Genomic DNA, 12,474 nt, shown 5'->3' with positions numbered 1-12,474 from the left:
GTTTAGTAATTTCTTCGTCTGAATTCGGCGCAAACGATGGCTGTGGCCATCGCAACGTTGAGGCTCTCGCTGCCCGTTGCGTTGAGGGGGAAGCGAGGTATGAACAAGCGCTTTGAAACAAAACGCTCGACGGCGGGCGATATGCCTTGACCTTCGTTGCCCATTATGATGAGGCCTTTCGTATCCAATGATTGCTCGTAAATGTTAGGTCCGTCGAGAAACGTTCCGTAAATCGGTGTCTCCACAGGCAACTTGGCGAGCGCTTCGCAGAGATCTACGTAGTGGAGATTGATGCGGCCGAGTGCGCCCATCGTAGCTTGCACCACTTTTGGCGCGAACGCGTCGGCCGTCGTTGGGCTACACAATATATTATGTATGCCGAACCAGTCGGCTAATCGGATAATCGTCCCCACATTGCCCGGGTCTTGCAAGCCATCTAAAGCCAAAGCCAGTTCGTCTGTGGGCTGCCAAGGCACCGGCGTGGGCTTTTCAAAGACGGCAACGACCTGCTGCGGCGCTTGCAAGAGCGAAACGCGCACCAGTTCCGACGCCGACAGCTCGCGCACCTCTGCGGCGGGCCATTGCGCCTTGCTTTGTAGAAAATCAGCCGTTGCTAAGAGCAGTCGGCAAGGGAACAAGGCCAGCAGATCTCCGACTACCTTCGGCCCTTCTGCGATGAAGAGGCCTTCAGCATCGCGCTGCCGCTTGCGCGTCAGGCCGTGCAGCCATTTTATTTCAGCTCTTGTCAGCATCTTATGGATTTTTCGGCAAAATTACAAAGACAGAAGCTAATGAAGTAGTATATTTGCTTCAAAATTGAAGCCTTTGAACCGTCACGTTTCTCTATCCCTGCTCTTCGCAGGACTTACTTTGCTGCTTTTTTTGCTGCAATCGTGCTCGCCTACACGCTATTTGGCGGGCGATGAAGCGATGCTGAGCGACGTCAAAGTGGTATCTGCAACTAAGCAAGTTAAAACTGCCGACTATATTAAATATGTGCGTCAGCAGCCAAATGCGCGCTGGTTTAATCTGGTTAAAGTGCCGCTCGGCATTTATTGCCTCTCGCCGGCCGATACGACAAAGCGCCGCGGCCGTTTCTTTCGCCGCCTCGGCGAAGCGCCTGTCGTTTATGATACGGCGTCGACTGTTGCTTCGCGCACTGCGCTGCTCGCTGCTCTCCAATCGCGAGGTTATCTGCACGCAGCGGTAGATACGCTCACACAAAAGCGCCGGCGGCGCGTCCGACTTACGTATAAGTTGCGGCCGGGTGTGCGCTACGTTGTCGATTCTTTAGCTTATCGCTTCGATGATCCGCGTTTGGAGCGCGCTGTATCGGCTTTGCGCACTAAAAGTTTGCTTCACGTGGGTATGCCTTTGGACGTTTCGGTGCTGAATGAAGAGCGCAATCGTGTGATCACAGCCCTGCAGAACCAAGGTTACTATCGCATCAACCGCGACTTTGTCGGTTACGACGCAGATACCGTTGCCGGCAGTGACCGTGTGGCGCTGACTTTCGTCTTTTCCCGCCCGCCCGGCATCGATTCGGTGCGGGCTTATCAGCCTTACCGCTTTCGTACGATCAAAATATGGGACTCGCCGAGCCTGGGTGCGGACAAGTTGGCCTTTCGTAAACATCTCTACAAAAATCATCTGTTAATCCGGCCCGATAGTTTGTTCCGCGAAGAAGACGTTCAAGACAGCTATTCGGCAATGAACGGTTTGTCGGCGGTGCGCTATACGACGATAAAGTTTAACGAGCCGCCCGGCGATTCTGCTTTGCTCGATGCCGACGTTACGATTGTGCGCAACAAGCCCAATGCAGTCAGTCTCGAGCTTGAAGGGACGAATACCAGCGGCGATTTGGGCGCTGCTTTGGCCCTTTCCTTTACGAATCGTAACTTATTTAAGGGCGCCGAACGCCTGCTTTTGAAGGGAAGAATGGCTTACGAAGCCATCAGGGGCTTGGAAGGCTACGGCAACGAAAACTACTTAGAGTTTAGCGGCGAGGCTTCGCTCCGTTTTCCCACCTTTCGCCTGCCTTTTGTGCGCCAATCGGCGCGCCAGCGCTTAAAGGCAACGAGCGACCTCAGCTTTATGTACAATTCGCAAAACAGGCCGGAGTTTCATCGGCGTGTAGTCACGGGCAACTGGGCCTATCGCTGGAGTTATCATGCCCATCCCGGCTTTCAGCATCGTTTTGATATGATCAGCCTCAACTATGTCTTTATGCCCTGGATTTCCAATACGTTTAGGCGCGACTATCTTAACAACGCTGACCCTCGATATTCGATTTTGCGAGCCAGTTATGCGGATCTCTTCATTATGAATACGGGCTACAGTTTCGTATATAACTCCCAGCAAGATAAGGAACGAGGCAGCGTAACATTCTCTCCGCTTACCGGCCAACTGACAAAGGGCTGGCAAGTGAAGTTTGGCGTCGAAGCAGCCGGCAATCTGCTGCACGGAATATCCAAAATCGTCAGAGCAAGTAAGAATGAAGCGGGCCAACACAGGCTGTTTAATATTGCCTATTCCCAATATGTAAAAGTCGATGTCGATTTTGTGCGCAGTTTGCGTATAGATAGCCGCAACACCTTCGCGTTTCACGCCGCCTTTGGTTTGGCTATTCCCTACGGAAACTCTGCCGTAATCCCCTACGAGAAGCGTTATTTTGCCGGTGGGGCCAACAGCGTGCGCGGCTGGAATGTGCGTTCGCTCGGCCCGGGCAATTATGTGGAGAAGGACGGCAAAGTAGATTTCATCAACCAAACGGGAAATATGAAGCTCGATTTGAGTTTTGAATGGCGAACGGCGCTTTTCTGGAAATTCAATGGTGCTTTCTTCGTCGATGCCGGTAATGTGTGGAACACGCGACGCTATGAAAATCTTTCAGGAAGCCGATTCCACCTGCGTTCTTTCTATAAGCAGTTGGCCGTGGCCTATGGTTTGGGCCTCCGCCTCAACCTTGATTATTTTATCTTGCGTTTAGATGGCGGCATGAAGGCCGTTGACCCCGCTTATCCCTCAGGTCGCGGTCACTATCCGCTGATTCACCCCAAATTTTCTCGCGATTTCGTCCTCCATTTTGCCGTTGGCTTGCCCTTCTGATGCGGCGCGCGGCCCTTGAGATATGGAGTAAAACTAAAAAAGCGGGGCGCTTCGTCAGAAGTGCTCCGCTTTGTAGAGGTACCTAGCAGATTCGAACTGCTGTACACGGTTTTGCAGACCGCTACCTAGCCACTCGGTCAAGGTACCCTTTTGTTTGCGCTTGCAAAGGTAGGAGTTTATTTTAATTCTGCAAATAATTTGGGCGCATTTTACGCAAAATCCTATGCTTCCTCCCCCTTTTTCGCTCGTTTCGTGCGCATTGTGCCCCGCCGATGGTGTATCTTTGCGCGCCTAAGTGCCCCGCCGGCGCCCGATCAGTTGAGCGAGGGCGCACGCGGATTATTATACAAAGGCCGCCGATGGAAAGTGGCGCGCCAATAACCCGCCAACCTGCCAAACTGGCTTACAATTTTAGCGTTTTTTCGGCTTTATGCCGCAATTCCTTTTGAAAAAATGCGGCCCACGTGCGTGTTATTGCTTATTTTTGCCCAAAATAAGAATGATTACAATGCAAAATACATCCTTTCGCATCCGTTTATGCCGCAATGTGTGGCAGCGTGTAGCGCTCGTGTTGCCGCTTCTGCTTGCCGGCGTCTGCCTTTTTCAGGCTTGCAGCAATGACGATACTTCCTATGCCGATAAGCGCAAGCGGGAGCGTCGACAGGTGCAAAACTTCCTCAAGAAAGGCGCGAAGGTAGTCGATACAGAGTCGGGGCTATACCTGCTTGATGTGCCCGGAAACATCAAAGTTATCTCCGAAGAGCAATTTTACAAGCAAGATTCTACGACCAACGTAGCCCAAAACGAGTACGTACTCTTTGCCGGATCGGGCGTTTATATGCAGATTCTGCGCAAGGGCCAACCCGGTAAGATCGCGTCGGGCAAAAGCGCCCCTGTCGTTTGCCGTTACCTTGAATACAATTTGGCTACCGACAGCTTGCAGTCGGGCAACAACGTCTTAGCCAACGAAGATAGGCCGGATGTGATGACCGTGACCAATAGTTACGGCATCTATAGCGGACTTTTTAATAGCGGCGTGATGAAGAGCCTTTACGGAGCTGCCGTTCCCTCGGGCTGGTTGTTCCCCCTGCCGTTCATCGGTTTAGGCAGGCAAACGACGCCGACGGGCGAAATAGCCAAAGTGCGCCTGATCGTGCCCAGCACAGAAGGACATAAACTCTCGAAAGGCTCAGTTCGGCCGTGCTTCTATGAGATAACGTATCAATTCGGTCGATAAATAGTTTGGCTCAATTACCTTTGCCAAGGTAAAAATATAGTTTTAGTGCCGCCTGTCTCCCTTTGGAGGCAGGCTTTTTTGTTTTAATCGGCCGAGGCTCATCGGCGCTCTGCGGCAAAGCCTTTTTCTTTGTCGGCGTGCCCTCTTTTTAATCGGCCTGCTCCCAACTTGCAACCGCCGCCCGTCTGCTTCTTTTGTTTACGCTCGTGAGTGCAAACCTTTTTTCTCGTGAGGTGAAGCCTTTTTTATCACGAGCGCACACCTTTTTTCTCGTGATGAAAAACGTCAGCGGCCGACTGCTGTGGTTATGCAATGACTAAAAAGGCGGAAGAAATACTTGATCTCCGCAAAAAAAATCCCGCCCAAAGCCTCCGTAGATGCTTTGAGCGGGACGATGATTGCGCCCTTTGCGGCCCCAGGCTTAGGCGTCGCCTTCGGGAGCGTAGACGGCTTCTATTTCGCAGACATATACGTCGTGCAAATTTCCTTCTTTGGGGCTGTAATGACGATCGTAAGGTTGTGCGTCTATAAACTCGTCGGCGCGCAGAGTCGACTTGTAGAGTTTGCGACAAACCAAAACCAAGCGGGCTTCAGCGAAAGTGACGAGATCGTCGGGTAGCGTTGCGGGGTGGAGGCCCGCTGCGGCCGTCTTATCCAGATCCCGCCCCGATTTTGAGCCACAGATTTTGTAGGCTTCGCGATGATCGCCGAGCAGACTCAGCGTCAGGCGGTCTGTAGCCTCGACAAAGTCGTGCGTATATCGCTCCGGACGGATGAAAATCGTAGCCACGGGCTTGTTCCAAAGGATGCCCAGCATCCCCCAACTGGCCGTCATCATATTATAATGTGTCGGTGTGCCGGCCGTAATCAGTAACCATTCGTGGCCGATGGCTTGAAAAGGATCTTCGCGGCCTACGAGGCTGAGATCCATACGCTTAAATGTCTTGTTCATCAGTGTTGCTATTTGAAGGTTGGGCGGCCGCCGTATGACGGGCCGCTTGCGTTGATCTTAAAATTGCTCCCAGTCGAAGGATTCGTCTTCGCGCCGCTGCGCTTTCAGCGTCTCAAAGAAGCGCTGCTGCTTCTTGGCGCCGATATATCGCTTGGCGAAGACGGAAGGCACGGCCACGCCTAAGGCGATGCAGAAGATCATGAGCGAAGCGTTGATGCCGTTGATGCCGGCCAGCGACATCATATCGACCAATTGGGTCTCCGTGCGCGTCATCATTAAGAAGGAGTAGAGACTGCGATACATCAGCACGCCGGGCACCATCGGGATGACGCTACTGATAGCCAGAATCTGCATTGGAGCGTGGACGCGGTGAGCCATACGCAACATAATCAAACTGATTAAGACGGAAGCGGCCAGCGAACCCAATACGCCGCCCCAGCCTAAGCTGAATTGGCATAATTCGTCGGGCTGCAAACTGACCAGATTGCGGGTGCAGACGGCTATAGCTGCGCCCACGGCAGCGACCCACAGAAGGCGCTTCGGGATATTAAAGATCATCGAGAAACCCATACCGGAGATGGCGGCCGCGATGGCGTATTCCCAATAGTTGTGGTGGGGGACCATCGAGATGCCCATAATATCGGGTTGAAAATTAAAGGCCCATAGGCAGAATTTGAGGGCGAAAAGGATGCCGAAAGCCATAGCTATCATCATCATCATCGTATTGGCGGCTCGCACAAGTCCGGTTTGGATGTTGTTGTCTAACATATCGTCGACAAAATTTATGAGCGGGACGCCCGGCACAATGAACAAGGCGCAGGCTAAGAGGGGATGGAGGGGCGTAGAAGTCCAGCTTGCGGGTAAATACGTGGTCAGCCAAGCCACAACGGTTGAGGCAAAGGCCGCACAGGCAATAGCCATATAGATATTAATGCCAAATTCGATCAGCCGATAGCGTAGGCGGAAACCCAAAAAGGCAGCAAGCGTGGCGTAGAGAAAAGCGACCCAATCGCAACCAAACTGTATGCAGAAGCCGCCGCAGGCAAAGGCTGCTCCAACGGCCGTCAAGAGTGGCGAATAGTTGCGCTTGCGGTTGGCAATCTCGTCGAGTGCGGCTTCATATTGCGCCAAAGAGTAGTTTTCATTGGCCGCTCGATACGTCAGTTTGCTAACGGCGGAAATAGCCGTGAAGTTGATGCCGTGCTTATCGCAGCGCTGAAATTTAGAAAAGGAGAGTTCGGTGTTGTGAATGTTGACCATCAACATATTATAGTCGATGTAGATGTGCAGATTCTTCTCCGGCAATCCCAAATAAGCCGCCGCGCGCTTCATATTGCGCATAATGCGGCTGGTATCAGCAGAGCTTTCTAACAGAATTTGTCCTGTGCGCAATAGAGAGTCGAGTTTGCGCTGTAAAAGGCGTCTTGCGTCTGTCGTGTGCATCATTATCGTGTGAGAGTTTAGCTATTTGACTACAAAATTACAAATTCCGGTTTTTTTAGATTGCTTTTCCGTCGCTTGTCTTTTCCGTTTTTTATCCTTATTGCTGCATTTTAGCGAAAACAAAGTGCGACCTTATTTTTCGTATTTACAATTATTAATGGCAAACATTCGGGTTTTATGTCCGTAGTTTGTGCGGTTTGTATTATTTTTGCAACAAATCGGCTACTTTCTTTCAGCTCTGCTCAATGCGATGCCGGATGAAAGTGTACGATCTCTTATTATGTATAACGATAAACAAGATTAAACTATGATGAAGAAGTATGTAGTATTTTTATTGCTGGCTGCGGTCTGCGTAGGATCTACTGCACAGCGCCCCAAGAAGCGCCGTCCGGCAAAGAAAGCAAAGACGGTGCGCGTAGAGAAGCAAACAGAGCGCTTCGTAACGGAACCGGCTTACCGTAATAGCAAAATAACTGTCAGCAAAACGACAAATGGTGAGGTGAGAAACCTGACGTCGGCTGAGTTGCGCCAACAGATGATCAACAAAGAAAAGAGATTGGGAAAGGCAACTCCGTCTTGCGATGGCACGAAGCCGTGCTCGCAGAAGGGCAATCAGACGACTTGCAAAAAGGAAGCCGGTAGCTGTGACGGAAATAAGGCCGGCGATTGCTGCAAAGAGAAATCCGGCGACTGCAAGCAGAAGTGCGGCGACGCAAAGCAAAAGTGTGGCGATTGCAAAGAGAATCTGAACGGATGCAGGCAAAACTCTGAGGCTTGCGGAACGCAAAAGAATTGCCGCAGACAAGGAACTGCGCAGGGAGAGTGTCGTTCTTCGGAAAACTGTTCGCAACAATCGGGCGTAAAACTTTCGTCTGAAAAAGGTTGGATCTCACGTTTGGATTTTCGTGTTAAGAATTTGCAAGAATTGCGTGAGAAAACAGATTTCATCATCGTGGTTGACGGCAAAGAAATCACAGATAACGCCGCTTTAGCTGCGATAAAAAGTTCGGATATCGCTTCCGTGCAGCTTCTACAAGGTGAGGACGCGACTGCAAAATACGGCGAACGCGGTAAGAAAGGCATCTTGCTGCTCAAAACGCGCCAAGTAGAGGCCAACGTGAAGGCTGAAAGCGATTGCTCTAAGCAATAAACAACACATTGCGGCGTTCTTTTCGCCCATTAAAACCGAGTGCGCTGTTCGCAAACCAGATTGCTGCGAGCGGCGCACTTGTTGTTGGGGGTTGGCGGCTTATTGTCGATATATAATAATGTGTCTTCAGCGACGGAGCACGCGGGAATAGCAATTTTGAATGCGTAATGGCGAGAAAACAAACAGATTTTTCAGAGATTATTAGGCCTAATTATGAAAGAGTGGCTAACTTTGGGCGTAAAAATTGCAAAGTTCTTGCAAAATAATTGTTAATTTGGGGCGTGTAGCTGTATAAAACGAGAGATTTAGTGAGGCTTTCGATACGGCATTGGCTCTTTTCTCAGCGAAGAAGAAGCATTTTTTGTGTCTTTTCGTGCAATGGCGAGAGAGTATGCCGCAGAAAAAGTTCGCCCACTCGTCTTTTGTGCTTATCAGAATCAAACACAGGCCCCACAGGTCCGATAACCCTGTCGCCTAAGTGCGATATTGTTTAGTAAAAAATGAAGAAAAAGAAATCTCTACTCCTTATTCTTACGCTCTTTTGCGCTTTCTCGCTCACGGCGCAGCAGCTTCCGAAGCGCGAGTTTCGAGGCGCGTGGATTCAAGCCGTTAACGGGCAGTTTCAGGGCTTGAAGCGCGAAGCTATGCAAGCCAATCTGACTCGCCAACTCAACGCCCTTAAAGCCTGCGGTGTGAATACGATTATCTTCCAAGTGAGAGTGGAAGGCGACGCCTTGTATAATAGTCCCTATGAGCCTTGGAGCCGTTACCTTACGGGGCGTCAGGGCGTGGCGCCCTCGCCTTATTGGGACCCTTTGGCGTGGATGGTGGAGCAATGCCACTTGCGCGGAATGGAGTTGCACGCGTGGATCAATCCTTTCCGTGCGAAGACGAAAGGCACGAGCGCTTTAGCGGCTAATCATCCTGCGAAGTTGAATCCTGATCGTTGTTTTCCGTATGACGGCCTTTTGATTTTCGATCCCGGAAAAGCTGAAAACCGCCATTATATCTGTCAAGTAGCTGCCGATATTGTGCGCCGCTACGACATCGACGGCTTCCACATCGACGATTATTTCTATCCTTACCCCAACGGTACGCCTATTCCCGACGATGCTACCTTTGCTGCTTACGGCAACGGCTATCGTGATCGCGGCGATTGGCGTCGGTACAACGTCAACTTGTTTGTCAGCGAGTTGCACGATACGATTCGCGCCATCAAGCCGTGGGTGAAGTTTGGCATCTCGCCTTTCGGTATCTACCACAATGCCACAACTTCTACACTCCCGGGTTCAGCTACGAAGGGTTTGCAAAATTATGACGACCTCTACGCTGATGTGCTCTACTGGGTGAATCAGGGTTGGGTGGATTATATTGTGCCGCAACTTTATTGGGAAATAGGTCACAAGGCGGCCGATTATGCTACTTTGATCAAATGGTGGAGCAAGTATGCTTCTAAGCGACCGCTCGTTATCGGGCAAGACGTCGAGCGCACCGTGCGCGCTGCCGATTTGGAGCAGCCTACGATCAATCAGCAGCCCGCCAAATTCGCCTTGCAGCGGAGTTTACCCGGCGTAGTCGGTAGTTGCTTATGGTATAGCGCCGTCGTTGTCGATAATGTAGGCAATTACGCTACGGCGCTCCGCACAACCTATCATAAGTATCCGGCTTTGAGTCCTGACTACTCATTTATCTACAAGAAGGCGCCGAAGAAGCCCAAGCGCCTCAAAGCCTTGTGGATGCCCGACGGATATTATCTTTTCTGGAGTACATCATCGACCAACGATGAAATGAATAAGGCTACGCGCTACGTAATCTACCGCTTCAAGAAAGGGCAAGAGCGCGACCTCGATAATCCTGCGAACATCGTAGCCATAACGAGCGATCCGCTGTATCGGTTGCCTTACGACGGTGGACTGCATAAGTACGTCTACGTCGTGACGGCCCTCAACCGCATTCAAAACGAGTCGAAGCCGGCTAAGAAGAGCGTCAAGCTGTGATGAGTTTCTGCGTATGCTCGCTTGAGGGCGAAGACGCATAACTTGGAAAAACGACTTTTTAACAAAGAAAAGAAGAAAAACTTGTTGCAAAAACGCTTTCGCAGCGTTATATAAGTAGCGGCCTCGTTTGGAAGAAATCCAGCCGTGGTCGCTATTTCGTTTGATAAATTTGAAGATAAACCAAAAAGATCTATTATGAAACAAGTAATGTTTACGCTTGCCGCCCTGCTGAATGCGTTTGTGCTTTCGGCCTGTTCAATCAACATCGGTGCCGATCGTTCGTCGGGCCGTTATGAAAGAGATGCCGCCGGCTACGGCGCAAGTGACGGCGTCGTAGAGCGCTCGCTGAGCGTTCAGTCTTTTACGAAATTCGAGTGTCGTCTGCCGGTGGCTGTCACCTATGTACAGACGAATGACCAAGCGCCAAAGGTCGTGCTCAAAGGTGCGCCTGCGATGGTTGAGCGTTGCGTAGTGGATGTGCGCGATGGAAAATTGCTGCTCCGCCTGGCTCAAAACACGGAGCAAAACCGAAAACGCTTTTCGAAATCGCGGGATAAATTAAAGATTACGGTCTATGGCGGCCAACTGACATCGCTTGAGATGATGACTGCGTGCACTTTTTATGCCGCACAACTGGAGGCGACGCAACTATCGCTGGCCAACTCCGGCGCATCCATCATAAATGTGGGCCGATTGGTTGCACAGCAGTTGACGCTGTCGTGCTCCGGTGCGAGTTCAACCCGCCTCGGCGGTAGCGTTGGCAAACTTACGATGAGCATCACAGGTGCTGCGAACCTCGGGGCACAAGAGTTAGTGGCGCAAGAGCTGAAAGCCGAAATGAAAGGGTCAACATTGGGCAAACTTGCCGTGCAAGGATCAGCCAAAGTTGACGTATCAGGGGCCAGTTCGCTCACGTTGAGCGGTACGGCCGACTTGTTTACGATCAATTGTGTGGGGGCAAGCAGCGTGAAGGCCGCAGCTCTTAAGGCGCAAAATGTTGTGGTCGAGGTTTCCGGTGCCTCCAGCGTGAAGTGTTATGCCGAGCGGAGTATTAAGGGAATTGTAAGTAACGGTAGCCTGACGTATGGCGGCCATCCGACCTCATTTAATGTAGAACGGCAGAACTCAACTGCTTCGATCAAAGCTGTAGATTAAATGGTTTAGTCGGCTTTTCGACTGGCCACGTTGTTTTTTAGTGAGATGCCGCCTTGCAATGATTTTGTTGCAGGGCGGATTTTTTTGCTTCCGTCCGGCGAACTTCTTTCGGCGTCCCATTGCTGCTTCAGCATGTTTGCTGCCGGCTTGCGTTTGCCCTGAATGGCTATGCCGCCCGTTGCGGTGCAGTCCGTTTTCGTGTAGTTGGCCCCTCTTTCGGCCTTTAGTGGTTGTCGGCCTTCCCTATTATATAATATAATGTATCGGCGTTTGACGTCATACGCGGCCTTTTCTTTGCTGCCGGACGCCTTCTTGTTTTGTTTGCTGCCAGCAAACTATCGTTTGCCGGGAACAAACTATGGTTTGGTGGCAGCAAACGATGGTTTGGTCGGGCCAAACGATTGTAGAGCGCCGCAATCGTTGTCGTTAGTTGGTCGCGAAGCGCCGTAAAAGAGGAATGAAAAGAGGGAAAATAGCGCGGAGTAGCCGTCACGAAAGACAAGGTGAGCGCTCGTCCTTCTGTTCTAAAAAGAAAATCGAAAAGAAGGATGCCGGCGTTGTCTATTGTCTTCAAAATAATAAGAAAGCAGCGCGAGCGGCCGAAGCCGGCGTTCCCGATTGCTGACTTTATGCAATGCACAAAGCCCACTTTTTGCCGCTATAAGCAGGCTTGGATAATGAAAGAGAAGAGCAAGATACCGATAACGGCGGGCGGCCAAAAGGCAACTTTCGTATAGTTTGGACGCGGCCGGAGCAGCGGGCGCGCAGCCGCATAGGTCGTAAAGGCTATGGCTACGCCGACGGTGGCGCCCAAGAGGATGTCGCCCGGATAATGGACGCCGAGATACATACGGCTGAGGCAGAGCAACAGGGCCCAGACAAACATAGCTACAGAGAGTCGCCAAGCCCTAAAATACAAGGCTGAGAGCGTGGCCGTCGCGAAAGCGTTGGACGCGTGGCAGGAGGGGAATCCATAATGCCCGCCGCGATAATTTTGCACGGCGTGGACGAGGTGGAAAATCGGACTGTCGGGCTGCGTCGGTCGAGGCCGCTGAAAAATAGGGCGGAGAATCGAGGCGCAAGTATAGTCTGTGAGGCCTACCGTGAGCAGGAAAAGCAGCGTAACATAAACAAGTGTGCGATTCCAACCCACCTTTCGCGCTATTAGGGCAAAGAGCGTGACGTAGAGCGGCAACCACAGCCAGCGCGAAGAAACCGACAGCGCAAGGTTATCCAAGAATGATGTATGGAAACCGTTAAACCATAGGAGCAAAGTTTCGTCGAGCTGCCGCAAAGATTGGATCATATTCAGAGATTTTCCGCCAAAGTCAAGGCAAAATTGTGAAAAAAGAGCGTATTATAGCTTTCTTAGTTTAATTTTTTTAGTGGTCCGCATTGATTCCTGCGCTTCGTTCGCTCCGTTGCAAGCTCT

Annotated in this window: 10 protein-coding genes and 1 tRNA gene; 5 read left to right on the top strand and 6 right to left on the bottom strand. The window is 51.2% G+C overall.

Features of this window, described 5'->3' with window-relative positions:
• Positions 1-2: 2 nt before the first annotated feature.
• Positions 3-752, bottom strand: a complete 750-nt coding sequence (locus GCWU000325_RS05165) for an RNA methyltransferase (RefSeq protein ID WP_006255157.1) — start codon at positions 750-752, stop codon at positions 3-5.
• Between the two features lie 73 nt (positions 753-825).
• Between GCWU000325_RS05165 and tamL the strand changes: the two genes are divergently transcribed.
• Entirely contained in the window at positions 826-3,108 is a 2,283-nt protein-coding gene (gene tamL / locus GCWU000325_RS05160) for a translocation and assembly module lipoprotein TamL (protein WP_244832878.1), read from the top strand.
• Between the two features lie 76 nt (positions 3,109-3,184).
• Here tamL and GCWU000325_RS05155 read toward each other — a convergent pair.
• A tRNA-Cys gene (locus GCWU000325_RS05155) sits at positions 3,185-3,255 on the bottom strand.
• 361 nt (positions 3,256-3,616) lie between these two features.
• Between GCWU000325_RS05155 and GCWU000325_RS05145 the strand changes: the two genes are divergently transcribed.
• Positions 3,617-4,345: a DUF4827 domain-containing protein gene (locus tag GCWU000325_RS05145; protein WP_154646583.1), complete on the top strand. Its 729-nt coding sequence runs from the start codon at positions 3,617-3,619 to the stop codon at positions 4,343-4,345.
• A 421-nt stretch (positions 4,346-4,766) separates the two neighbouring features.
• Here the strand turns inward: GCWU000325_RS05145 and GCWU000325_RS05140 are convergent, their stop codons facing one another.
• The gene (locus tag GCWU000325_RS05140; RefSeq protein WP_006255152.1) at positions 4,767-5,297 is read right to left on the bottom strand and encodes a flavin reductase family protein; all 531 of its coding nucleotides are present in this window, start codon (positions 5,295-5,297) and stop codon (positions 4,767-4,769) included.
• Between the two features lie 57 nt (positions 5,298-5,354).
• Positions 5,355-6,743, bottom strand: a complete 1,389-nt coding sequence (locus tag GCWU000325_RS05135; protein WP_006255151.1) for a threonine/serine exporter family protein — start codon at positions 6,741-6,743, stop codon at positions 5,355-5,357.
• 304 nt (positions 6,744-7,047) lie between these two features.
• Between GCWU000325_RS05135 and GCWU000325_RS05130 the strand changes: the two genes are divergently transcribed.
• The 3 genes from GCWU000325_RS05130 (at position 7,048) to GCWU000325_RS05120 (ending at position 11,042) form a co-directional block, all read left to right on the top strand.
• Entirely contained in the window at positions 7,048-7,890 is an 843-nt protein-coding gene (locus GCWU000325_RS05130; protein WP_006255150.1) for a hypothetical protein, read from the top strand.
• A 500-nt stretch (positions 7,891-8,390) separates the two neighbouring features.
• On the top strand, positions 8,391-9,887 hold the full coding sequence (locus GCWU000325_RS05125) for a glycoside hydrolase family 10 protein (RefSeq protein ID WP_006255147.1): 1,497 nt from the start codon (positions 8,391-8,393) through the stop codon (positions 9,885-9,887).
• A 195-nt stretch (positions 9,888-10,082) separates the two neighbouring features.
• Complete coding sequence (locus GCWU000325_RS05120; protein ID WP_040598954.1) at positions 10,083-11,042, top strand: GIN domain-containing protein; 960 nt, start codon at positions 10,083-10,085, stop codon at positions 11,040-11,042.
• Between the two features lie 223 nt (positions 11,043-11,265).
• Here GCWU000325_RS05120 and GCWU000325_RS05115 read toward each other — a convergent pair whose 3' ends face one another.
• Positions 11,266-11,682 carry a hypothetical protein gene (locus tag GCWU000325_RS05115; RefSeq protein WP_154646582.1) on the bottom strand — a complete coding sequence of 139 codons (417 nt, stop codon included), beginning with the start codon at positions 11,680-11,682 and terminating at the stop codon, positions 11,266-11,268.
• Between the two features lie 18 nt (positions 11,683-11,700).
• A complete protein-coding gene (locus GCWU000325_RS05110) occupies positions 11,701-12,348 on the bottom strand; it encodes a phosphatase PAP2 family protein (RefSeq protein ID WP_006255143.1) in 648 nt (215 codons plus the stop codon).
• Positions 12,349-12,474: the final 126 nt, after the last annotated feature.

Source organism: Alloprevotella tannerae ATCC 51259 (assembly GCF_000159995.1).
In the GTDB taxonomy this organism is placed as follows: Bacteria; Bacteroidota; Bacteroidia; order Bacteroidales; family Bacteroidaceae; genus Alloprevotella; species Alloprevotella tannerae.
Note: the sequence above shows the minus strand (reverse complement) of the source record. Positions and strands in the feature narration are given on the sequence as shown.

Bases quoted from the DNA above. Each gene is read 5' to 3' on its own strand.
- GCWU000325_RS05165 (WP_006255157.1), bottom strand. From the start codon at position 752: ATGCTGACAAGAGCTGAAATAAAATGGCTGCACGGCCTGACGCGCAAG.
- GCWU000325_RS05145 (WP_154646583.1), top strand. From the start codon at position 3,617: ATGCAAAATACATCCTTTCGCATCCGTTTATGCCGCAATGTGTGGCAG.
- GCWU000325_RS05140 (WP_006255152.1), bottom strand. From the start codon at position 5,297: ATGAACAAGACATTTAAGCGTATGGATCTCAGCCTCGTAGGCCGCGAA.
- GCWU000325_RS05135 (WP_006255151.1), bottom strand. From the start codon at position 6,743: ATGATGCACACGACAGACGCAAGACGCCTTTTACAGCGCAAACTCGAC.
- GCWU000325_RS05130 (WP_006255150.1), top strand. From the start codon at position 7,048: ATGATGAAGAAGTATGTAGTATTTTTATTGCTGGCTGCGGTCTGCGTA.
- GCWU000325_RS05125 (WP_006255147.1), top strand. From the start codon at position 8,391: ATGAAGAAAAAGAAATCTCTACTCCTTATTCTTACGCTCTTTTGCGCT.
- GCWU000325_RS05120 (WP_040598954.1), top strand. From the start codon at position 10,083: ATGAAACAAGTAATGTTTACGCTTGCCGCCCTGCTGAATGCGTTTGTG.
- GCWU000325_RS05110 (WP_006255143.1), bottom strand. From the start codon at position 12,348: ATGATCCAATCTTTGCGGCAGCTCGACGAAACTTTGCTCCTATGGTTT.